This window comes from Bradyrhizobium sp. USDA 4486, from assembly GCF_054057995.1.
On record NZ_JBSRZV010000001.1, the window covers coordinates 2,890,373 to 2,911,516 of the forward strand.

Below are 21,144 nucleotides of genomic sequence, written 5' to 3' on the forward strand. Positions count from 1 at the left end.
CTCAGGACAACGGTCGCCACCACGGCCCGTTCCTGACGGAACGCATTGCGCGAGGATTTCGAAGAAAGAAGCGTCAGCTCGCTTGTACGAGGGAACGATCAACTATCGCGGATGCCGCAGCCGGCATTTGTGTTCCGCGGGACTCGGCTGTGACCGGCAGTTTCGCAATCATGCGGATGCCGGGCCGCTTGCGCCAATGTATGTGCGATGGATCGACGGCAAGACCAAGCCGCGGCCAGCGCGTGAACAAGGCCTCGAGCGCGCAACTCGCCTCGATCCGCGCGAGCTGATGTCCGAGGCAGAAATGGATTCCCGTGCCGAAGGATATATGGCGGTTCGGCTTGCGTTCGAGATCGAGCCGCTCCGGCTGGTCGTGCACCGCAGGGTCCATGTTCGCCGCCGCGAGCATGACCATCACGCGATCGCCCTTCTTCAGGCGTACGCCGTCGAGCTCGATGTCCCGCCGCACATAGCGCGGTTTTGAGAATTGCACTGGCGAGACGAAACGCAAGAACTCCTCGACCGCAAGGGCCGCGCGGCTCCAGTCCTGTTCCAGCCAGTCGCGCAAGCCGGGATTTCTCAGCAGCTCGTAGACGGAGCCGCTGATGAGATGCGTCGTCGTCTCCGAGCCCGCCGCCAGCAGCAGGAACACCATCGCCACCATTTCGTCCGGTGTGATCTGACCGCCCTCGCGCTCGACCTGGACCAGCTCGGCGATCAGCCCCTCGCCGCCCTGCTCTCGCGCGACCTGCAACTGCTCCGCCAAGTACGCGCGCATCTTGCGGAACGCGAACAACAGGCGGACGAAGCTGACGATATTTGTCAGCGAGGACATCGCGTTGGCCCAGGCGATGAACTTCGGGCGATCGGCCATGGGCAGGCCAAGCAGCTCCGAGATCACCGACAGCGGCAGGATGCGCGCATAGCGCTCGACGAGATCGGCGGGGCTTCCGGCCGCGAAGAGTTTTGACGCAAGATCGTCGGCAATGTCGCGGATGCGCGGCTCCATCGCGACGATGGCGCGGCGGCGGAACGCTTCGTCGACGATGCTGCGCAGCCGCGTATGGTCAGGCTCGTCCATCGTCAGCATGTTGTTGGCGATGGTTGTGACGAGCTTTGGCATCCACCAGCGGACGCCCGCGAGGCCGCCGCCCTCCTTGCGCAGCGTGAAGGTCGCACTGTCCTTCAGCACCTGGGCGGTCGCGTCGTGCGTCGTCGTGATCCAGACGTCGCCGACCAGGGGAAAGCGCGTCGCAACCACGGGGCCCTGCGCGCGCAACGCGGCAACGACCCTTGGCGGATCGCGAAAGAAGGCCTCGCTGGTGAAATCGAGGCGCGGTGTCATGGGATCACCGGGATGGTTGGTGGCGCCTCAACCAGATGGGATGCGGAGCGGCCGGCGCAAGAGCCGGAACCGCCTCACCGCGGGGAGCGAGACGCCTATCGGCGTCCCGACGAGCGCTGACCGGTCTTGCGCTGTTGCTGGTTGGTGTAGGAGTCCCAATGGCTCCAGCTGCCGTTACTGAGGCTTTGCAGGTCGGTGCCGAGCGGCCGGCGCGTGCGCTTGTCGTGATCGGCGATGGCGCGCTCGGACTGCGCGATCTTGCGCTTGAGTTCCGCAATCGCCTTCTGGGTCTGGCCATTCCGCTTCGAGGAGGCGATCTCGCCCATCGTGAAGCGCGCGGTCTCGAGCGCCTTCAACTCGGCGCGGTTCTTCTTCAACTGAACCCGGTGCCAGGCGATGTTGCTGTCGCTGTCCGCAACCATGTGGGAACTCCGCTGATTCGTTCCCACAAGTGTATCAAGCGCCGAATCGACGGGGCAACGGGCGCCCCGCGGCCAAAATGCGGCTTTGTTGCGCAGAAAGTCTGGGGCCCATAGCGTTTTCGGGCGAAGTGGATACCGGTTCGCGTGAAGAAAAACGCGTCAAAATAAGACTCCAGAGCCTGTTCCGCTTCAGCGGAATTGGCTCTAGCGTTCGGCAAAGGCCTTTTCGACGACGAACTGGGCCGGCTCGCCGTGGTTGCCTTCGACGAAACCGCGCTCGCCGAGCAGCACGCGAGTGTCCGCCACCAGCGCCGGGCTGCCGCAGATCATGACGCGGTCGTGTGCGGCTTCCAGCACCGGCAGGCCGATATCGGTGAACAGCTTGCCTGACGTGATGAGGTCGGTGATGCGGCCGCGGTTGCGGAAGGGATCGCGGGTCACGGTCGGATAATAGATCAGCTGCTCGCGGATGTACTCGCCGAGCAACTCGTCCTTCGGCAGATGCTCGGTGATCATCTCGCCATAGGCGAGCTCCTTCACATGGCGGCAGCCATGCAGCAGCACGACCTTCTCGAACCGCTCATAGGTCTCGGGGTCCTTGATCACGCTCAGGAACGGCGCCAGGCCAGTGCCGGTGCCGATCAGGTAGAGGTTGCGCCCTTCTTCCAGGTTATCGATCACCAGCGTCCCGGTGGCCTTGCGGCTGACGATGATCTCGTCGCCTTGCTTCAGGTGCTGGAGCCGCGAGGTCAGCGGGCCGTCCGGCACCTTGATCGAGAAGAACTCCAGCGTGTCCTCGTAATTGGCGCTGGCGACGCTGTAGGCCCGCAGCAAGGGCTTCTCGCCGACCTTGAGCCCGATCATGGTGAATTCGCCGTTACGGAAGCGGAAGGTCGGGCTGCGGGTGGTCTTGAAGGAGAACAGCGTGTCGGTCCAGTGGTGGACGCTCAAAACGCTTTCCTGATTGAAATTGCTCATCACACCTTCCCTGTCGCGTCAATTGCGGTTCTCGAGGCGGGCAGCTATGCGTCGTTTGTACACTATCATTCGTATACTAATGAATAATCCTGCTTGATCCCGGGGTCAAGCCTGCCCAAGATCGCGAGCGTTGCAGTTAGGAATAAGGAGCCCTTCCATGGCGCATGACGCCCCCCAGGCCACCGGACCCTCGAAGCTCGTGATCCGCAATATCGGCCTGATCCTGTCCGGCGCCCTGGAAAAGCCGATCCTGGACGGCGACACCATCGTCGCCGAGAACGGCAAGATCACCGCGATCGGCCGCTTCAAGGACTGCAACACGGAAGGCGCGACCACCATCGTCGACGCCCACGGCACCACGGTGGCGCCGGGCCTGATCGACAGCCATGTCCATCCTGTCGCCGGCGACTGGACGCCGCGGCAGAACCAGATCAACTGGATCGACAGCTATCTCCACGGCGGCGTCACCACCATGATCTCGGCGGGCGAAGTGCACATGCCCGGCCGGCCCCGCGACGTCGTTGGGCTCAAGGCCATGGCGGTGTTCGCCCAACGCGCGTTCTGGACCTTGCGGCCCGGCGGCGTGAAGGTTCACGCCGGCGCGCCGGTGATCGAATGCGAGATGGTCGAGGAAGACTTCAAGGAGATGGCCGCCAATGGCGTCAAGCTGCTCGGCGAGGTCGGCCTCGGCGGCGTCAAGGACGGTCCGACCGCGCGCAAGATGGTCGGCTGGGCCCGCAAATACGGCATCCAGAGCACGATCCACACCGGTGGTCCCTCGATCCCCGGTTCTGGCCTGATCGACAAGGACGTGGTGCTGGAGGCCGACACCGACGTGGTCGGTCACATCAATGGCGGCCACACCGCCCTGCCCGACGACCAGATCCGCTGCATCTGCGAGGGCTGCAAGCGCGGCCTCGAGCTGGTGCACAACGGCAATGAGCGCTCGGCCCTGTTCACCCTGCGCACCGCGCGCGAGATGGGCGATCTGCACCGCGTCATCCTCGGCACCGACGCGCCCGCCGGCTCCGGCGTGCAGCCGCTCGGCATCCTGCGCATGGTCTCGATGCTGTCCTCGCTCGGTGAGCTTCCGGCCGAGATCGCGTTCTGCCTTGCCACCGGCAACACCGCGCGGATGCGACAGCTCGATTGCGGCCTCATTGAAGTCGGCCGCTCCGCCGATTTCGTCATCATGGACAAGGCGCAGCACTCGCCCGGCAAGAACATCCTGGAGAGCGTCCAGCTCGGCGACCTGCCCGGCATCGGCATGACCATCATCGACGGCATCGTGCGCACCCAGCGCAGCCGCAATACGCCGCCGGCGGGGAAAGTGCCGGAGGTGGTGGGGAAGTGACGGCACGTGCCGTCATTCCGGGGCGCGCGTCAGCGCGAACCCGGAATCTCGCGCCACGACCTCTGGATTCCGGGTTCACGCGCAATGCGCGTGCCCCGGAATGACGATGAATCACCTCAGCTTGTTGAGAAGCGCCATCAGCGTCTCGCGCTCTTTCGCATCGAGCGGCGCCAGGGTCTCCCGGGTGATTGCGAGCGCGTTCGGCGCGAGCTTCTCCGCGAGCTGCTGGCCGGCGCGCGTGAGACTCACCAGCAAGCGCCGGCCGTCCTCGGGGTCCTGACTGGTCTCGGTCAGGCCGCGCGCGGTCAGGCGGTCGATCACGCCCTTGATGGTCGCGACGTCCATCGCCGTGAGCCGTCCGAGCTGGTTCTGCGAACACGCGCCGGTCTCGGCGAGCTTCGACAACGCCGCCCATTGCGTCGGCGTCAGGTTGGTGCCGATGTCGCGGGAGAAGATCGCGCTGTGGCGCTGCCAGACCTGGCGCAGGATGAAGCCGACCTGCTCGTCGAGCACGTAGGGCAGCTTGGAAGGCGATTTGGCCGGCTTGACGCCCTTCTTCACCGCGACGCTTCTCGCCATCCCTTCCCCACCCCTCACAACGACAGATGCGCGTCGCGGATATCCGGACGCGCGTCGAGCTCGGCCATGGTGCCGCCGAAGCAGATGCGGCCGCGCTCGATGATATAGGCGCGATCGGAGATCAACCGCGCGAAATGCAGATTCTGCTCGGAGACGACGATGCTGACGCCTTCTCTCTTCATGGTCAGGATGGCATCGACCATCTGCTCCACGATCTTCGGCGACAGGCCCTCCGAGGGCTCGTCCAGCAGCACCAACGACGGATTGCCCATCAGCGTGCGCGCAATCGTCAGCATCTGCTGCTCGCCGCCGCTCATGCGGCCGCCCGGGCGGTTCTTCATCTCGCCGAGATTGGGGAACAGCGCGAACAGCTTTTCGCGCGTCCAGTGCGGCGCATTCGCTCGCTTCGGCTGGCGGCCGACTTCGAGATTCTCCTCCACCGTCAAATCCGTGAAGATGCGCCGCTCCTCCGGCACATAGCCGAGCCCCTCGCGCACGATCTCGTGGGTCGGCTTCGCCGAGACGTCCTTGCCCTCGAACATGATGCGGCCGGAGCGCTGTGCGACGAGCCCGACGATCGAACGGAACGTCGTCGACTTGCCGGCGCCGTTGCGGCCGAGCAGCGCCACCACCTCGCCCTCGCCGACCTCGAAACCGATGTCGAACAGGATATGCGCCGGGCCGTAATGGCTGTTGAGGTCCTGCACCAAGAGCTTCATGCCGAGGTTCCCTCGCGATGGCGGGCATCGTAGACGAGGCCCTCGCCGAGATAGACCGCCTGCACCTGCGGATTGCCGCGCACCTCGGCCGGCGAGCCCTCGGCGATCAGCGTGCCGCGATTGAGCACGATGATGCGGTCGGCATGCTCGAACACCACGTCCATGTCGTGCTCGGTGAAGAGCACGCCGATGGATTTTTCTCGCGCGATTTGAGCCGTGAGCCGCATCAGATCGACGCGCTCGCGCGGCGCCATGCCGGCGGTCGGCTCGTCCATCAGCAAGAGCTTCGGCTGGTTGGCGAGCGCCACCGCAAGCTCGAGCCGCTTGAGGTCGCCATAGGCGAGCTCGCCGCACGGCCGATCAGCATAGCCGCCCATGCCGACCAGCTCCAGCAGCCGCCCGGCCTCGCCGCGATCGAAATTCGGCGCCGAGCCGAACAGATTGAACAGATGCCTGCCATGGGAGATCAGCGCGACCTGCACATTCTCGCGCACGGTCATCGTGGCGAAGGTCGCGGTGATCTGGAAAGTGCGCCCGACGCCCATGCGCCAGATGTCGCGCGGCTTCTTGCCGGTGGTCTCTTCGCCGAGCAGCCGGACATGGCCGCTATCAGGCTTGTTCTGGCCGTTGAGCATGTCGAAGCAGGTGCTCTTGCCGGCGCCGTTCGGGCCGATCAGCGCCAGGATTTCGCCCGCGCGCAACGAGAACGACACGCCGCGGACGGCATGGATGCCGCCGTACGATTTGGTCAGGCCTTCGACCGCGAGAAGTGGGGGTGCGACGCTCATTCGGCGGACTCGATCGGCTTGGCAAGCAAGGGTGATCCCGGCGGCGACGACTTCCGGCGGCGCTGCGCCAGCATCTCCAGCATGCCGACGATGCCTTTCGGGAAGACCACGACGATCAGCACAATGAAGCCGCCGAGCACGAGTTTTGACAGATCGGTCTGGCTGACCAGCCAGATGTTCAAAGCCTTGTAGACGATGGCGCCGATCACCGCGCCCGACACCGTCTCGACGCCGCCGAGCAGCACCATGACCAGCGCATCGACGGAGAGCGAGATGCCGAGATTGTCAGGGAAGACGCTGCCCTTCAGATAAGCGAACAGCGCGCCGCCGATGCCGGCAGTCGTGCCCGCGATCACGAAGGCGGTCCACTGGATGCGCTTGGCGTTGATGCCGATGGCCTCGCTGCGCAGCAGCGAGTCGCGTGTCGCGCGGAGCGCGTAGCCGAACGGCGAGAACACCATGATCCGCAGTGCGATCGTGACGAGCGCGGTAATGCCGAGCGCCAGCCAATAGAAATGCGACGGGCTCGCCGCCCAGCTCGAAGGCCAGACGCCGAGAATGCCGTTGTCGCCGCCCGTGACGCTCACCCATTGGAACGCGATCGACCAGACGATCTGCGCAAAGGCGAGCGTCAGCATGGCAAAATAGACGCCGGAGAGCTGCACGGCGAAGAAGCCGAACACGGCGGCGCCCATGCAGCCGAGCAGCGGCCCGAGCAGAAGGCACACGATCATCGGCAGCCCCGCCATCTTGGCGAGGAAGGCGATGCCGTAGGCGCCGAGGCCGAAATAGGCGGCGTGGCCGAACGATGCGAGCCCGCCGACCGACATCAGGAAATGCAAGGAGACGGCGAAGATCACGAAGATCGCGATCTCCGAGCCGACCGTGAGAAGATAATTGCCGGCGAACAGCGGCAGCATCGCCGCGATCACGAGCGCTGCCAGCGCGGCCAGCCGCTCGTTCGAGGTCAGAGGTCGCCAGGGATTGACGGTGAGGCCCGGCGTCTTGCGGGCGGCCGCCTCCGGCTTGCCGAATAGGCCCCAGGGCCGCACGATCAGTACCACGGCCATCACCAGGAAGACCAGGATGATGGAGATTTTCGGAAAGATGAGGATGCCGAAGGCATTGAGCTCGGAGACCAGCACCGCCGCAACGAACGCACCGACGATGCTGCCGAGGCCGCCGATCACCACGACGACAAAGACCTCGACGATGATGCGCAGGTCCATCGCATGATGCACGGCATCGCGCGGGATCTGGAGCGCTCCGCCGAGGGCGGCGAGAAAGACGCCGACCGCGAAGACGCTCGTGAACAGCCATTTCTGATTGACACCGAGCGCTGCCACCATGTCGCGGTCCTGCGTCGCGGCGCGCACCAGCACGCCCCATCGGGTGCGCTGGAACAACAGCCAGAGAATGCCGAGCACGACGGGGCCGAGCACGATCAGGAACAGGTCGTAGCTCGGGATGTTTTGGCCGAAGAAATCGATCGCGCCCTTGAAGCCCGGCGCGCGGCGCCCGACGAGATCGTCCGGACCCCAGATCAGCACGACGAGGTCCTCGACCATCAAGGTCAGGCCGAAGGTCGCGAGCAGCTGGAACAGTTCCGGCGCATGATAAATGCGGCGAAGCAGCACCATCTCGACGATGACGCCGATCACCGCCACGGCCAACGCGGCCAGCACGATGCTGCCCCAGAAGCCGAACGCGCCGGAGAGGCGCTCGCTCAGCGTAAAGGCGATATAGGCGCCGATCATGTAGAAGGCGCCATGCGCGAAATTCACGATCCGCGTCACGCCAAAGATGATCGACAGGCCCGAGGCCACCAGGAACAGCGACGCTGCGCTGGCAAGACCTGTCAGAAACTGTACGACGTAAAAGGCCATCGGCGGTCCGGGTTAGGTTTGAAGTCACCTCTCCCCGCGAAGAGCGGGGAGAGGGAGAGACAAAGAGCGATCAATCCTTCGGCCGCAGCTTCTCGACTTCGGCATCGCTGGGCAGATAGTCCGAACCCTTCTTGTAGGACGAATCCACCATCACGCCCTTGCCATCCTTCAGCGCGGTCTTGCCGACATAGGCGCCGAGCGTCGACTGGTGGTCGATCTTGCGGAACGTGATCTCGCCAAACGGAGACGGCATGGAGAGACCCTCCGCCGCAGCGATCAGCTTCTCCGGATCGGTCGAGCCGGCCTTCGCGAGGATCGCCGCCGCCGCCTTGATGGTCTGGTAGCCGACGATCGAGCCGAGGCGCGGATAGTCGTTGTACTTGCCCTGGTAGGCCTTCAGGAACGCGTCGTGCTCAGGCGTCTTGATCGAGTACCAGGGATAGCCGGTGACGATCCAGCCCTCCGGCGTCTCGTCCTTGAGCGGGTCGAGATATTCGGGCTCGCCGGTCAGGAACGAGACGACCTCGCGCCCCTTGAACAGGCCGCGGGTGTTGCCCTCGCGCACGAGCTTGACGAGGTCGGCGCCGAAGGTGACGTTGAGGATCGCCTCCGGATTGGCGGCGGCAACCGCCTGCACCACGGGACCTGCGTCTATCTTGCCCTGCGGCGGCCACTGCTCGTCGACCCACTGAATGTCGGGGCGCTTCTCCGACATCAGCTTCTTGAACACCGACACCGCCGACTGCCCGTATTCATAGTTCGGCGCGATCGTCGCCCAGCGCTTTGCCGGCAGCTTCGCGGCGGCTTCCACCAGCATCGCGGCCTGCATGTAGTTGGAGGGGCGCAGGCGGAACGTGTATTTGTTGCCCTTCGCCCAGGTCACGGCGTCCGTCAGCGGCTCGGCCGCGAGGAAGAAGACCTTCTTCTGGTTGGCGAAGTCGCTGACCGCGAGTCCGATGTTTGACAGGAACGTGCCCGTCAGCATTGCCACGCCCTCGCTCGACACGAGCTCATTGGCCGCGGTCTGCGCGTCGGCCGGCTTGCCGCCGTCGTCCTTGGAGATCACGACGAGCTTCTTGCCGTTGATGCCGCCGGCCGCGTTGATCTCCTCGACCGCGAGCTGCCAGCCCTTGCGATAGGGCTCGGTGAACGCCGGCAGCAGCGAATAGCTGTTGATCTCGCCGATCTTGATGTCCTGCGCCATGGCCGAATGGGCGATGCCGCCGGCCAGAAGCGCGAAGGCCGCGCCGACGAAGTAGTTTCTTGCTCGCATCCCAACCTCCAGTTTTGAACTCTCTTGCGTGTTCTAGCGCAAACCGTCTTCGCCCTTGATCTCCGCGACCGTCAGCCCGCCGACGCGCGGCAGCGGACGGCCGCTGTCGGTGACGGCGACCGCGACCATGATCTCATTGGCGCGCGGCGCGTCATTGATCTGCACTTCCATTCCGTCAAAATGGCTGCGCACAAAGGCAGCGTCTTTGTGCCCGAGCGGAATATCCAGCGTCGTGCCGGGACCACTGCGCTTCTTCGACGACGGGATCAGTGCCGCGCCCTTGCCCAGCACCTTGCGCACCGGCGCGCCCATCTTGGGATGCAGGATCGCGGCGGCATGCTCCAGCTCGCCGTTCTCGCCGACGGCCGCGGCCTTGCCGTAGCTCTGCGCCTTCGCGCCGTCGATGCCGAGCGCGGCTACTGCGCGCTTCGACAGGAGCTCGCCGAGCTCCTCGCCGATCGCGATCAACGGCGAAAGGTCCTCGACATATTTTCCGGCAAAGGGATTTTCGATCACGGCAATTGCCGCGGCGCGCCGGGTCGGCGGCGAGACCTGGCGGCCCATCTCCATCTGCGTCTCTTCGACGACCGTGACGATCTTGCGGATGATCGCACTCATGTTTCGCTTCCCTGTTCAGGCACCGACCGCATTCTCCAGCACAAGCGAGCGCGGTCGCTGCTCTTTTACATCCTTAGGTCCTATGACAAGCATATCACCACAAAGCCTGAGCATGGCACCCTCGATCAGACCGCGATCGAATAATTGCCGTGCACATTCCGCGCCAGATTCCAGCGCAGCCGCAATGTCCTTCTGCGACAATTCACCGACGCCGCGGGTGACGAGACGCGCGCCGAGATCGCTGTCCGGCTGAAGCTCGTTCGCAGGCGTCCGGGTGATGGCGGGATGGCCGGGCAGATCGACTGCATTGGCAACGATCGTCGCCGCCGCATCGGCCTGCGATGCCGTCGCCGCCAACACCGTTACGGCATCCGCAATGCCAAGCGAAAAGCTGCGCCCGTGCCGTCCACTGGTCGCGATGCCGCGCACGGGATCGTCGGCATCGACCTTCATCACCCGCATCACGCCATTGCGATCGGGCCGGTCCATCAGGCCGACCGAGAAGTGCTCGCCTGCGCCGAGGTGAAGCGCGATATCGCCGCCATTGTTGACATAGGCCTGATCGAGCCTCGCCGCGCAGACCATCGCACCCAGAATTTCCTCCGCCACGCTGCCGGCAACCGCGGCCATCGGCGTGATGAAGCAATCGGCAGCATAGGGCGCGACGGCGGCGTGCATGCGACGCGTCACCACGCCCTTCAGCGAGGTCCGCGCCCCAGCGGCCGTCCGCAGGTCCGGCAGTTCCGTGCAGAGTTCGTCGAGCAGTCCGGTAAACCTTCGCGCCGCAGCCTCATAAGCCGCTCGCACCTCGTCCCGCTCTCCCCTCGCCTCAACGACCAGATCAATCGGTCCATCCTGCAAATGCAGCCGCCGGCCATCAGACAGCAATGCGATTTGCGGGAGCCGTGTCATGCCCGGCGTCCCGGGAGCGGGTTCTGCCAGGGCAGCTGGCGGACATCTTCGCCGTTCTGCACTTCGGCGAGGGGCTTGACGTAGTCCATGTGCCCGCCGAGCGCGGCATAGTCGGACAGCTTCATCGTGAACTCGATCGGCGCGACCAGCGCCGGCGTCGGCACATAGCCGAACGCTCCCGCCGGCATCTGCGTCACGTCGACCATGTAGGTGATACCGCCGCCGGGCCAGACATAAACAGGCGCGCCGCCGCTGGTGACGCGTGTCAGCGCATCCTTCACCGAGCGCGTCAGCCGCACCGGATTGTCGGTGACGCCGGCGCGCGCAGCGAGCCGCCGGCCCCCGCCATGAACAGCACCGTGCACAGCGCCGGCTCGCAGTTCTCCTGGATGCGCTCGACGGAGAATTTCAGGTCGGCCGGCATCTCGGTTTCGACCGGCTTCAAGGCCTCATCGAGCACGTAATAGGACGAATGCTCGCCGGTCGTGGAGACCATCAGCATCGACAGGCCGGGCCTTGCTTCCTTGGGATCGAATGGCCCCAGAATCGACAGCGGATCGGAGATGTTGGTGCCGCCCCAGCCCGTGCCGGGATCGGCGACCTGAAAATAGCGGCCGGGCGTCGAGCGCCGGCCCTTCATCTTGATGCCGGTGTCGGGGATGCCGAGCAGTTTTCCCGCCTGATGCTCACTGAGAACGCCGGTGATGTGGTCGTCGACCACGACGACTTCATCGACCTTGCCGTGCCACTGCTTGGCGAACATGCCGATCGTCGCCGAGCCGCAGCCGACGCGCATGCGCTCTTCCTTCACGCCGTTGACGATCGGCGGCTGACCGGCCTGCACCACGACCGTGGCGCCGCCATCGATGGTCAGCTCTACCGCCTTGCAATTGGCGAGATCCATCAGCGTATCGCAGGTGACGCGGCCCTCCTTCTTGGAGCCGCCGGTGAGATGATGCACGCCGCCGAGCGACAGCATCTGCGAGCCGTATTCGCTGGTCGTGACGTGGCCGACCGCCTCGCCCTGCGCGCGCACGGTCGCGGTCTCCGGCCCCAGATAGCGGTCGGTGTCGATCTTCACCTTGATGCCGCAATAAGAGAAGATGCCCTCGGTGACTACGGTCACCATGTCGACGCCGTCGACCTCCGCCGAGACGATGAATGGCGCCGGCTTGTAGTCGGGATAGGTCGTACCCGCGCCGATCGCGGTGACAAAGGTTGAAGGCTCGTGGACGATCTTGCCGTCCCAGTCTTCGGTGCGGCTGAACGGCACCAGCTTGCCGCCGTGCTCGACCGTGCGCTCCAGGATCACATGCGGATCGACGCGGACGAGCTTGCCGTCATGGTTGGCATAGCGGTCGCAGGCGCCCGCCGCGCCCGGCTTGATGTAGCACATCACCGGACAGGCATCGCAGCGGATCTTGTCGGTGGCAGCGCTCGTTGTTTCCATCACCATATGGGGCCAGCGGAGACGTCGTTATCATTCGTATACGAACGATGTTGCGCGCGGTCCCCGGGGCTGTCAAGGACCGGTGCAGCGCAAAAGATGCTGCTGCCGCATAAAACCTCATTTGCCTAGCCGCGCTGTACAGAAACAAGGCAGCCGCGCTGCAGTGCGGCATGCACGGCTTGCACGTTTGTGTACAAACGGTATCGTCACGACGTCGAATTTCATTTGCGCGCTTGGGAACAGGGATGATGCAGGCACCGATCCGCCTCACCGTCAACGGCCGGATCCGCGAGGTCAGCGCGGCGCGCGACACGCCGCTGCTCTATGTGCTGCGCAACGATCTCGCGCTCAACGGCCCGAAATACGGTTGCGGCCTCGGTGAATGCGGCACCTGTACTGTCCTGATTGACGGCAGTGCCGCGCGCTCCTGCGTGATTCCCATCGGCGGCTGCGCCGGCCGCGACATCGTGACGCTCGAAGGGCTCGGCACCCGCGACGAGCCCGACGTGGTGCAGCAGGCCTTCATCGACGAGCAGGCCGCGCAATGCGGCTACTGCCTCAACGGCATCATCATGACCACCAAGGCGCTGCTCGCGATCAATCCGCAGCCGACCGAGCAGGAGGCGCTCGCCGCGCTGCGCTACAATCTCTGCCGCTGCGGCACGCATGTCGAAATTTTGCGCGCCGTGATGCGCGCCTCCGGCCAGCTCACCGAGGCCGCGGATTGATGGCCTCCCCTGTCTCGAACGGAGCTGAGCGGCCACCAGGTTCGCTCGTCGTCGTCCGCACCGTGGACGAGGTCACAACAGAGACCTTCGTCCGCATCACCGCGGACGGCTCGGTCACCGCCTATAACGGCCATGTCGATCTCGGCACCGGCATCCGCACCGCGCTGGGCCAGATCGTCGCCGAAGAGTTGGATGTATCCTTTGCGCGCGTCGTCGTCGTGCTCGGCGACACCGCAGTGGTGCCGAACCAGGGCGCGACGATTGCCAGCGAAACCATCCAGATCACCGCCGTGCCCCTGCGCAAGGCCGCAGCGCAAGCGCGGCAGTTCCTGATCGCGCGCGCGGCGGAGCGGCTGGAGCTGCCTGGGGCTGAGCTGAAGATCGAGGACGGTCTCGTCCGCGGGCATAATCGCAGCGTCAGCTATGGGGAGTTGATCGGCGGCGAAGAGATCCGGCTCGAGCTTGCCGACGATATCGCCGTGAAGCCTGTCGGCGATTACGCCATCGTCGGCCAGTCGGTCCCGCGCGTCGACCTGCCCGCCAAGGCCACGGGCGAATTGACCTTCGTGCACGATATTCGCCTGCCCGGCATGCTGCACGGCCGCGTGGTGCGCCCGCCCTATGCCGGCGTCGATGCCGGCCCGTTCGTCGGCACCAGCCTGATCGGCATCGACGAATCCTCGGTGCGCGACATACCCGGCCTTGTCGCTGTCGTTCGCATCGGTGATTTCGTCGGCGTGGTTGCCGAGCGCGAGGAGAACGCGATGCGCGCGGCCGAGCAGCTCAAGGTGAGCTGGAAGCCGACGCCTGCTCTCACCGACCTCTCTGATGTCGAGACCGCGCTGCGCGCCAATCCGTCGACGCCCCGCACGCTGATCGACAAGGGCAACGTGGATGCCGCCATCGCTAGCGCGGCCAAGCCGATGCAACGCACTTACGTCTGGCCGTATCAGATGCACGCCTCGATCGGCCCCTCCTGCGCCGTCGCCGATGTCCAGGACGGCAACATCCGCGTCTGGTCGGGCACGCAGAATCCGCACGTGCTTCGCGCCGATCTCGCGTTACTGATCGAACGTCCAGAGAGCGAGATCGAGGTCATCCGCTTAGAGGCCGCCGGCTGCTACGGCCGCAATTGCGCCGATGACGTGAGCGCCGACGCGCTATTGCTATCGCGCGCAGTCGGCCGGCCCGTCCGTGTGCAGCTCACGCGCGAGCAGGAACACGCCTGGGAGCCCAAGGGCACCGCGCAGCTCATCGACGTCAATGGCGGCCTCGACGCCAACGGCGGCATCGCCGGTTACGATCTCGCCACGCGCTATCCGTCGAATGCCGCGCCGACGCTCGCACTGCTGCTGACCGGTCGCATTCCATCCGAGCCTGCCGTGCTGCAGATGGGCGACCGCACCGCGATCCCGCCTTACGACTACGAAAATATGCGCGTGGTCGCCCACGACATGCCGCCGATCGTGCGCGCCTCCTGGTTTCGCGGCGTCTCGGCCTTGCCAAACACCTTTGCACATGAGTCCTACATCGACGAGGCCGCCACCGAGGCCGGCGTCGACCCGATCGAATACCGTCTGCGCTATCTGAAGGATCCGCGCGCGGTCGATCTCGTCAACGCGGTTGCCGAGCGCGCGGGCTGGAGGCCGCGTCCGGTCCGCGAGGACAAGAACGGCGAGATCGTGCACGGGCGCGGCTTTGCCTATGCGCTGTATGTCCACAGCAAGTTTCCCGGCTACGGTGCGGCGTGGTCGGCCTGGATCGCCGACGTCGCGGTGAACAAGACCACCGGCGATGTCAGCGTGACGCGCGTCGTCGCCGGGCAGGATTCCGGCCTGATGATCAATCCGGACGGCGTGCGCCACCAGATCCACGGCAACGTCATCCAGTCCACCAGCCGCGCGTTGATGGAGGAGGTCTCGTTCGAGCGCGGCGCGGTGGCGGCGCGGGAATGGGGTGCCTATCCGATCATTCCCTTGCCTGATGTGCCCAAGATCGACGTCTTGATGCTGCCGCGGCAAGACCAGCCCCCGCTCGGCGTCGGCGAGTCCGCGTCGGTCCCGAGCGCTGCAGCGATTGCCAATGCGATCTTCGATGCCACCGGGGTGCGCTTCCGCGAGCCGCCGTTCACGCCAGAGCGCATCCTGAAGGGCCTGCATGGGGAAGCATCGCCCGTGCCGCAGGCCCTGCCCGCGCCCGCTGCGCCAAAACCGCGTCGCATCTGGGAAAATCCCTTCGCCAAAAGTGCCGGTATTGTCGCAACGATCGCGGCCGTCTGCACTGCGGCGCTCGGCATCGGCGCGGCGCTGCTGCCCGGCCGCGTCATCGCGCCAATCGCGCGGCCCGACGCATCGGTCTACTCCGCCGCGACCATCGCGCGCGGCCGGCAGCTTGCGGCGCTCGGCAATTGCGCGGAGTGCCACACCAGCCTCAACGGCGCACTCAACGCCGGCGGCCGCGCGCTGGAGACGCCGTTCGGCACGATCTTCTCGACCAACATCACACCCGACGTCGAGACCGGTATCGGCGCCTGGTCCTATCCCGCCTTCGAGCGCGCGATGCGCGAGGGCTTGCATCGCGACGGACGGCAGCTCTATCCCGCCTTCCCCTACACGCATTTTGCGAGGACCAGCGACGCCGATATGCAGGCGCTCTATGCCTATCTGATGGCGCAACCGGCAGTGCGCGCGACAGCGCCGGCGAACGAACTGGCCTTCCCGTTCAACCTTCGCCCACTGCTCGCCGGATGGAACGCGCTGTTCCATCACGCAAAGGAGTTCAAGCCCAATCCCGCCGCATCGGAGGAATGGAATCGCGGCGCCTATCTCGTCGAGAGCCTCGGCCATTGCAGCGGCTGCCATTCGCCACGCAACGCGCTCGGCGCCGAGCAGCGCAATGCCTATCTCGCCGGCGGGTTTGCCGAGGGCTGGGAGGCGCCGCCGCTGACCTCGGTCTCGCACGCGCCGATCCCGTGGAGTGAGGACGAGCTGTTCGCGTACTTGCGCACCGGCCATTCCCGCTATCACGGTGTCGCTGCCGGTCCGATGGCGCCTGTTATCAGGGATCTCAAGGCCCTGCCCGACCACGACATCCGCGCGATGGCGGTCTATCTCAACTCGTTCAACGACACCGCGGCTGATGCGCCGGCACTCGCCGTAAAGCTCGAGGGCGCAACGCAAGTCACCGTGGCCTCGTCCCCCGGCGCGCGCCTTTATCAGGGCGCCTGCGCCGTCTGCCACGAGGTCGGCGGCCTGCCGCTGTTCGGCACCAGGCCCTCGCTCGCGCTCAACAGCAACCTGCACAGCGCGAAGCCGGACAATCTCGTCCAGGTCATCCTGCACGGCATCGCCGAGCCTGTGTCGAGCGACCTCGGCTACATGCCCGCATTCAGGAACAGCATGAGCGACGCACAGGTCGAAGAGCTCGTCAGCTTCCTGCGCGGGCAGTTTGCGCCGGACAAGCCGGCCTGGACGGGCGTGCGGGAGACGATCGCACGTGTACGCGCTTCAACGCATTAGCCGTGCTTCTTCATCTCCACCGGCGGCGTGCCGTGGGTGTGGAAGGACTCGATCGTCTTCAAGCCCCAGGCCTGGCCCTTCTTGCGCTCTTCCTCGGTCCACACGATCGGCTTCCAGTCGGGCGCGAGGATGAGGCGCGCGCCGGCATTGGCGACCTCGACGCGGTTGCCGCCGGGCTCGTAGACATAGAGGAAGAAGGTCTGCTGGATCGCGTGCTTGTGCGGGCCGGTCTCGATGTGCACGCCGTTCTCGAGGAAGATGTCGGCGGCACGAAGGATCTCCTCGCGGCTGTCGAGCGCATAGGTGACATGGTGGAAGCGGCCGGGCGTGCCGGAATGGTCGAGCGAATAGGCGAAGTCGTAGCTCTTGTTCGACATGGTCAGCCACATCGCCGCCTCACGCCCGTCGTTGAGCACGATCTGCTCGGTGAGGCGGCAGCCGAGATAATTTTCGAAGAATTCGCGGTTCGCCTTGATGTCGACGGCGAGGCAGTTGAGATGGTCGAGGCGGCGGACGTTAATGCCGCGCGCCGGAAAGCGCTGCGCCTGGTTCTTCAGCGCGGGCTTGAGCTCCGGCGGGGCCTGATACCATTCGGTCTCGTAATAGAGCTCGACGATATGGCCGTCGGGATCGCGGCAGCGGAAGGCCGGCCCCTGCCCCATGTCGCCCTCGATCCAGCCGATGTCGAACCCGGAGCCCTGCAGCGCGGCGACGCGGCGCTCCAGCGCCTGCTGACTGCGCGCGCGCAGCGCCATGTGCTCCATGCCTGAGGTCTTCGATGCCGTGAGCTTGAGCGAATAGCGCTCGTAATCGTCCCAGCCACGCAAGTACACCGACTCGCCCTTCTGCCCACTCACCGTCATGCCCATGACGTCGACGAAGAACTTCAGGCTCTCGTCGGGCTTCGGCGTCAGCAGTTCCATGTGGCCGAGATGGGCGAGATCGAGGATCGGTTCGGGCTGCATGACGTCCTCCAGAGGTGGCTTGCGACCCGCTGCGCCGGATCGCGCGATCGGGCACAGAGCTGCAACGCGCTCGCGCCCGAGGGGTCATTTGTACTAATGTACACATGATTAGGTCCCGTCAACAAATCAAACGGCGCGGTGCCGGTCGAAATCCGCCCCCTCCCGATGACAAAGCCCACGGGACGGAGTGGCCGAATGGTAAAATCTTCCTTAAGCGCCTTTCAGCCGCGCTGGCGCTCAAAACCAGCATTTTTTCAGCCGATTCCGTCCGCAAATATGCGTTGGGAACAAAGCGAGGAGCCGAATTGTCGCGGATTTAACGAAGCGGGCGCACCTGCCATTTAACCGTTTGTCCAGCGACGGCCCAGCATAGTCCGGAGCAAATCCCTTGCTCTTGCCAGGTTCATTCATCGTGACATCCTTTGGACGCGTGATTTCGGTTCGCGGATCGCTCGCCCGGGTCGGGCTTTTGGCGGAAAGCCGCATGCCCATCTCGGAAGTTCGGGCGACCGTCGGCCGCTTCGTCAGCATTCGTTGCGCCGGCTCGGTCATCGTCGCCATGATCACCGAGGTCTCCTGCGAGAATCTGTCGGGCGCGGACAATTACATCGCCATCGCGTCGGTCGATCTGCTCGGCGAGATCCTCAATGCCGCCGACAAGGCCAAATTCCAGCGCGGCGTCACCAATTATCCGACCATCGGCGACGCGGTCGACCTGATCACCAGCCAGGAGCTGCGCACGATCTACGCGCCGACCGGCTCGGACCAGATCAATGTCGGCTTCCTCCAGCAGGACCGTTCCGTCGTCGCCTATGTCGATGTCGAGGAAATGCTCTCCAAGCATTTTGCGGTGCTGGGTTCGACCGGCGTCGGCAAGTCCACGGGCGTATCGCTGCTGCTCAACGAGATCCTGAAGGCGCGGCCGAACCTGCGCATCTTCCTGCTCGACGTTCACAACGAATATGGCCGCTGCTTCGGCGATCGTGCGCTGGTGCTGAATCCGCGGAACCTGAAGCTGCCGTTCTGGCTGTTCAATTTCGAGGAGATCGTCGACGTGCTGTTCGGCGGCCGCGCCGGCGTGCCCGAAGAGCTCGACATCCTCGCCGAGGTGATCCCACTCGCCAAAGGCGTCTACACCCAATACCAGAACGCCGATCGCATCGGCCTCAAGCGCATCGATCCCAAGCAGATCGGCTACACCGTCGACACGCCGGTGCCGTATCGCCTCGTCGACCTGCTGTCGCTGATCGACGAGCGCATGGGCAAGCTCGAGAACCGCTCCTCGCGCATCATCTATCACAAGCTGATCTCGCGCATCGAGGCCGTCCGCAACGATCCGCGCTACGCCTTCATGTTCGACAACGCCAATGTCGGCGGTGACACCATGGCCGAGGTGATCAGCCATCTGTTCCGCCTGCCGGCCAACGGCAAGCCGATGACGGTGATGCAGCTCGCCGGCTTCCCGGCCGAGGTCATCGATTCCGTCGTGTCTGTGCTCTGCCGCATGGCCTTCGACTTCGGCCTGTGGAGCGACGGCGTTTCGCCGCTGCTGTTCGTCTGCGAAGAGGCGCACCGCTACGCCTCCGCCGACCGCAACATCGGCTTCGGCCCGACCCGCAAGGCGGTGTCGCGCATCGCCAAGGAGGGCCGCAAATACGGCGTCTATCTCGGCCTCATCACCCAGCGCCCGGCCGAGCTCGACGCCACCATCATCTCCCAGTGCAACACGCTGTTCACGATGCGTCTTGCGAACGACCGCGACCAGGCGCTGCTGCGCGCTGCTGTGTCGGATGCGGCCGCGAACTTGCTGTCCTTCGTACCCTCGCTCGGCACCCGCGAGGTGCTGGCGTTCGGCGAAGGTGTCGCGCTGCCGACGCGCCTGCGTTTCAAGGAGGTGCCGCCGCACCAATTGCCGCGCGGCGAAGCCACCATCTCGAGCGTGCCCTCCATGACCTCCGGTCACGACATGCATTTCGTCAGCGCCGTGCTCGAGCGCTGGCGCGGCGCCACCTCGCAGCGCGACGTGCCGAACGATCCGGTGTTCTCGGCCCCGCCCGCCAAGATGATGTCCAGCCTCGAAGCCCCGATGCTGCAACCGTCGATGGGCCTCGACCCCGACCGCTTCTCGCTGCTGAAGAAGCCGTTGCGGTAAGGCCTCACTCGATCTCCAGGTAAATTGTCATGCCCCGCGAGGCGGGTCATCCAGTACGCTGCAGCCTATCGGTAAAACCGCTCCCGTCACGAAGTACTGGATGCCCCGCTGCGCGGGCGATGACGTGCGTGGCGCGCACTGAGCACGTTGAGGCGGCCGCCCGCATCGACTATGTTTCCCGCCCCAAGCCGGAATCCACGCCAATGACAAAGACCGCAGCACAACGCTTCCCCGCACCCGCCCTCGACATGCTGCCCGAGGACATCCGCACGCGGCTCCTCGCCGTGCAGGAGAAGAGCGGCTTCGTGCCGAATGTGTTCCTGACGCTGGCCTACCGTCCCGACGAGTTCCGCGCCTTCTTCGCTTATCATGACGCGCTGATGGAGAAGGACAGCGGGCTCACCAAGGCCGAGCGCGAGATGATCGTGGTCGCGACCTCGGCCGCCAACGAGTGTCAGTATTGCGTGATCGCGCATGGCGCCATCCTGCGCATCCGCGCCAAGAATCCTTTGATTGCCGACCAGATCGCCGTGAACTACCGCAAGGCCGACATCACGCCGCGACAGAAGGCGATGCTCGATTTCGCGATGAAGGTGTCCGCCGACGCACAGCGCGTCTCGGAGGAGGATTTTGCCGTCCTCGCGCCCCACGGCTTCAGTGACGACGACATTTGGGACATCGCCGCCATCTCCGCCTTCTTCGCGCTCTCGAACCGCCTTGCCAACTTCACCGGCATGCGCCCGAACGAGGAGTTCTACCTGATGGGACGGTTGCCGAAGACGTGACCGACAAGACATGACCGAGCTGGACTGGCCCGAGATTCTGCTGCGCCTTGGCGTTGCGACGCTCGCCGGCGCCGCAATCGGGCTGGACCGGGACCTGCACGGCAAGCCGATCGGGCTGAAAACGCTCGGCATCGTCGGGCTTTCCACGGCGACCGTCGTGCTGCTCACGGTACAGTTCGCCGAGCCCGGCAAGATCAGTGATGCGGCGAGCCGCGTGATCCAGGGCATCCTCACCGGCATCGGCTTTCTCGGCGCCGGCGTCATCGTGCGCGAGGGCCACCGGTTCCGCGTCCATGGTTTGACCAGTGCGGCCTGCGCCTTCCTAGCCGCCTGCCTCGGCATCGCCTGCGGCGCCGGCGAATGGAAGATCGTCCTGGTCGCGCTGGTGATCGCGATCGTGCTGCTCACGGTCGGCCGCCCCGTCGAGCGCTGGCTGCACCGCTTGCTTGGTGGCAATGACAGTCACACGTAGGACGGAAGCGACGCCATAAATCTGATGCACGTGCAGATGCTGCTCGAGATCGCCGGGTTCCTTCCGTCGTTCACGTCCAAGCACGCTTGTGTTCGAAATCGCTATCATGGCGCTTTAGACCGTTGTTCGAGCGTGGCCTTTTCGACAAGCGATTGTCTCACCTTCCGCATCATGCACCGACATCCCGTTGGCGTAATCGC

General features: G+C 65.1%; 17 protein-coding genes and 1 pseudogene. 6 read left to right on the forward strand and 12 right to left on the reverse strand.

Annotated features, from left to right (window positions below; genetic code table 11):
• Positions 1-73: 73 nt before the first annotated feature.
• The 3 genes from ACVWY3_RS14270 to ACVWY3_RS14280 all read right to left on the reverse strand — a co-directional run bounded on the left by ACVWY3_RS14270 (position 74) and on the right by ACVWY3_RS14280 (position 2,745).
• Positions 74-1,345 (reverse strand): cytochrome P450, encoded by a 1,272-nt coding sequence (locus ACVWY3_RS14270; RefSeq protein WP_456839016.1) that lies wholly within the window; start codon positions 1,343-1,345, stop codon positions 74-76.
• Between the two features lie 95 nt (positions 1,346-1,440).
• Positions 1,441-1,767: a hypothetical protein gene (locus tag ACVWY3_RS14275; RefSeq protein ID WP_456839017.1), complete on the reverse strand. Its 327-nt coding sequence runs from the start codon at positions 1,765-1,767 to the stop codon at positions 1,441-1,443.
• Positions 1,768-1,971: 204 nt separating this feature from the next.
• Positions 1,972-2,745: a ferredoxin--NADP reductase gene (locus ACVWY3_RS14280; protein ID WP_456839018.1), complete on the reverse strand. Its 774-nt coding sequence runs from the start codon at positions 2,743-2,745 to the stop codon at positions 1,972-1,974.
• A gap of 157 nt (positions 2,746-2,902) precedes the next feature.
• Here ACVWY3_RS14280 and ACVWY3_RS14285 point away from each other — a divergent pair, with 157 nt between their 5' ends.
• The gene (locus tag ACVWY3_RS14285; RefSeq protein ID WP_456839019.1) at positions 2,903-4,099 is read left to right on the forward strand and encodes an amidohydrolase family protein; all 1,197 of its coding nucleotides are present in this window, start codon (positions 2,903-2,905) and stop codon (positions 4,097-4,099) included.
• Positions 4,100-4,210: 111 nt separating this feature from the next.
• Here ACVWY3_RS14285 and ACVWY3_RS14290 read toward each other — a convergent pair whose 3' ends face one another.
• The 8 genes and pseudogenes from ACVWY3_RS14290 to ACVWY3_RS14325 form a co-directional block, all read right to left on the reverse strand.
• Positions 4,211-4,678, reverse strand: a complete 468-nt coding sequence (locus ACVWY3_RS14290; protein ID WP_456839020.1) for a MarR family winged helix-turn-helix transcriptional regulator — start codon at positions 4,676-4,678, stop codon at positions 4,211-4,213.
• Positions 4,679-4,692: 14 nt separating this feature from the next.
• A complete protein-coding gene (locus ACVWY3_RS14295; protein ID WP_456839021.1) occupies positions 4,693-5,397 on the reverse strand; it encodes an ABC transporter ATP-binding protein in 705 nt (234 codons plus the stop codon).
• Positions 5,394-6,185, reverse strand: coding sequence for an ABC transporter ATP-binding protein (locus ACVWY3_RS14300; protein ID WP_456839022.1), 792 nt, complete (start codon positions 6,183-6,185; stop codon positions 5,394-5,396). Before ACVWY3_RS14300 ends, ACVWY3_RS14295 begins: the two co-directional genes overlap by 4 nt.
• Positions 6,182-8,071, reverse strand: a complete 1,890-nt coding sequence (locus ACVWY3_RS14305) for an ABC transporter permease (RefSeq protein WP_456839023.1) — start codon at positions 8,069-8,071, stop codon at positions 6,182-6,184. Before ACVWY3_RS14305 ends, ACVWY3_RS14300 begins: the two co-directional genes overlap by 4 nt.
• Positions 8,072-8,141: 70 nt before the next feature.
• A complete protein-coding gene (locus tag ACVWY3_RS14310; protein ID WP_456839024.1) occupies positions 8,142-9,344 on the reverse strand; it encodes an ABC transporter substrate-binding protein in 1,203 nt (400 codons plus the stop codon).
• 33 nt (positions 9,345-9,377) lie between these two features.
• Positions 9,378-9,962: an amino acid synthesis family protein gene (locus tag ACVWY3_RS14315; RefSeq protein WP_024338309.1), complete on the reverse strand. Its 585-nt coding sequence runs from the start codon at positions 9,960-9,962 to the stop codon at positions 9,378-9,380.
• Positions 9,963-9,977: 15 nt separating this feature from the next.
• On the reverse strand, positions 9,978-10,874 hold the full coding sequence (locus ACVWY3_RS14320) for a UPF0280 family protein (protein ID WP_456839025.1): 897 nt from the start codon (positions 10,872-10,874) through the stop codon (positions 9,978-9,980).
• A pseudogene (locus ACVWY3_RS14325) lies at positions 10,871-12,330 on the reverse strand (6-hydroxynicotinate reductase). Before ACVWY3_RS14325 ends, ACVWY3_RS14320 begins: the two are co-directional and overlap by 4 nt.
• A 239-nt stretch (positions 12,331-12,569) precedes the next feature.
• Between ACVWY3_RS14325 and ACVWY3_RS14330 the strand changes: the two are divergent.
• Positions 12,570-13,052, forward strand: a complete 483-nt coding sequence (locus ACVWY3_RS14330; RefSeq protein WP_456839026.1) for a (2Fe-2S)-binding protein — start codon at positions 12,570-12,572, stop codon at positions 13,050-13,052.
• The gene (locus ACVWY3_RS14335; protein WP_456839027.1) at positions 13,052-16,570 is read left to right on the forward strand and encodes a molybdopterin cofactor-binding domain-containing protein; all 3,519 of its coding nucleotides are present in this window, start codon (positions 13,052-13,054) and stop codon (positions 16,568-16,570) included. The genes ACVWY3_RS14330 and ACVWY3_RS14335 overlap by 1 nt, the downstream gene beginning before the upstream one ends.
• Here the strand turns inward: ACVWY3_RS14335 and ACVWY3_RS14340 are convergent.
• Positions 16,567-17,535 (reverse strand): catechol 2,3-dioxygenase, encoded by a 969-nt coding sequence (locus tag ACVWY3_RS14340; RefSeq protein WP_456839028.1) that lies wholly within the window; start codon positions 17,533-17,535, stop codon positions 16,567-16,569. The genes ACVWY3_RS14335 and ACVWY3_RS14340 overlap by 4 nt on opposite strands.
• Positions 17,536-17,947: 412 nt before the next feature.
• On the opposite strand from ACVWY3_RS14340, the gene ACVWY3_RS14345 reads away from it, so the two are divergent.
• From ACVWY3_RS14345 to ACVWY3_RS14355, 3 genes are all read left to right on the forward strand, one after another.
• A complete protein-coding gene (locus ACVWY3_RS14345) occupies positions 17,948-19,687 on the forward strand; it encodes an ATP-binding protein (protein ID WP_456839029.1) in 1,740 nt (579 codons plus the stop codon).
• A 203-nt stretch (positions 19,688-19,890) separates the two neighbouring features.
• Complete coding sequence (locus ACVWY3_RS14350) at positions 19,891-20,472, forward strand: peroxidase-related enzyme (protein ID WP_456839030.1); 582 nt, start codon at positions 19,891-19,893, stop codon at positions 20,470-20,472.
• A gap of 10 nt (positions 20,473-20,482) precedes the next feature.
• Positions 20,483-20,944, forward strand: coding sequence for an MgtC/SapB family protein (locus ACVWY3_RS14355; protein ID WP_456839031.1), 462 nt, complete (start codon positions 20,483-20,485; stop codon positions 20,942-20,944).
• Positions 20,945-21,144 lie beyond the last annotated feature (200 nt).

Coding starts and splice junctions, on each gene's coding strand:
- ACVWY3_RS14310 (WP_456839024.1), bottom strand. CDS start 9,344: ATGCGAGCAAGAAACTACTTCGTCGGCGCGGCCTTCGCGCTTCTGGCC.
- ACVWY3_RS14300 (WP_456839022.1), bottom strand. CDS start 6,185: ATGAGCGTCGCACCCCCACTTCTCGCGGTCGAAGGCCTGACCAAATCG.
- ACVWY3_RS14340 (WP_456839028.1), bottom strand. CDS start 17,535: ATGCAGCCCGAACCGATCCTCGATCTCGCCCATCTCGGCCACATGGAA.
- ACVWY3_RS14295 (WP_456839021.1), bottom strand. CDS start 5,397: ATGAAGCTCTTGGTGCAGGACCTCAACAGCCATTACGGCCCGGCGCAT.
- ACVWY3_RS14350 (WP_456839030.1), top strand. CDS start 19,891: ATGACAAAGACCGCAGCACAACGCTTCCCCGCACCCGCCCTCGACATG.
- ACVWY3_RS14270 (WP_456839016.1), bottom strand. CDS start 1,345: ATGACACCGCGCCTCGATTTCACCAGCGAGGCCTTCTTTCGCGATCCG.
- ACVWY3_RS14335 (WP_456839027.1), top strand. CDS start 13,052: ATGGCCTCCCCTGTCTCGAACGGAGCTGAGCGGCCACCAGGTTCGCTC.
- ACVWY3_RS14330 (WP_456839026.1), top strand. CDS start 12,570: ATGATGCAGGCACCGATCCGCCTCACCGTCAACGGCCGGATCCGCGAG.
- ACVWY3_RS14275 (WP_456839017.1), bottom strand. CDS start 1,767: ATGGTTGCGGACAGCGACAGCAACATCGCCTGGCACCGGGTTCAGTTG.
- ACVWY3_RS14315 (WP_024338309.1), bottom strand. CDS start 9,962: ATGAGTGCGATCATCCGCAAGATCGTCACGGTCGTCGAAGAGACGCAG.
- ACVWY3_RS14320 (WP_456839025.1), bottom strand. CDS start 10,874: ATGACACGGCTCCCGCAAATCGCATTGCTGTCTGATGGCCGGCGGCTG.
- ACVWY3_RS14290 (WP_456839020.1), bottom strand. CDS start 4,678: ATGGCGAGAAGCGTCGCGGTGAAGAAGGGCGTCAAGCCGGCCAAATCG.
- ACVWY3_RS14285 (WP_456839019.1), top strand. CDS start 2,903: ATGGCGCATGACGCCCCCCAGGCCACCGGACCCTCGAAGCTCGTGATC.
- ACVWY3_RS14280 (WP_456839018.1), bottom strand. CDS start 2,745: ATGAGCAATTTCAATCAGGAAAGCGTTTTGAGCGTCCACCACTGGACC.
- ACVWY3_RS14305 (WP_456839023.1), bottom strand. CDS start 8,071: ATGGCCTTTTACGTCGTACAGTTTCTGACAGGTCTTGCCAGCGCAGCG.
- ACVWY3_RS14355 (WP_456839031.1), top strand. CDS start 20,483: ATGACCGAGCTGGACTGGCCCGAGATTCTGCTGCGCCTTGGCGTTGCG.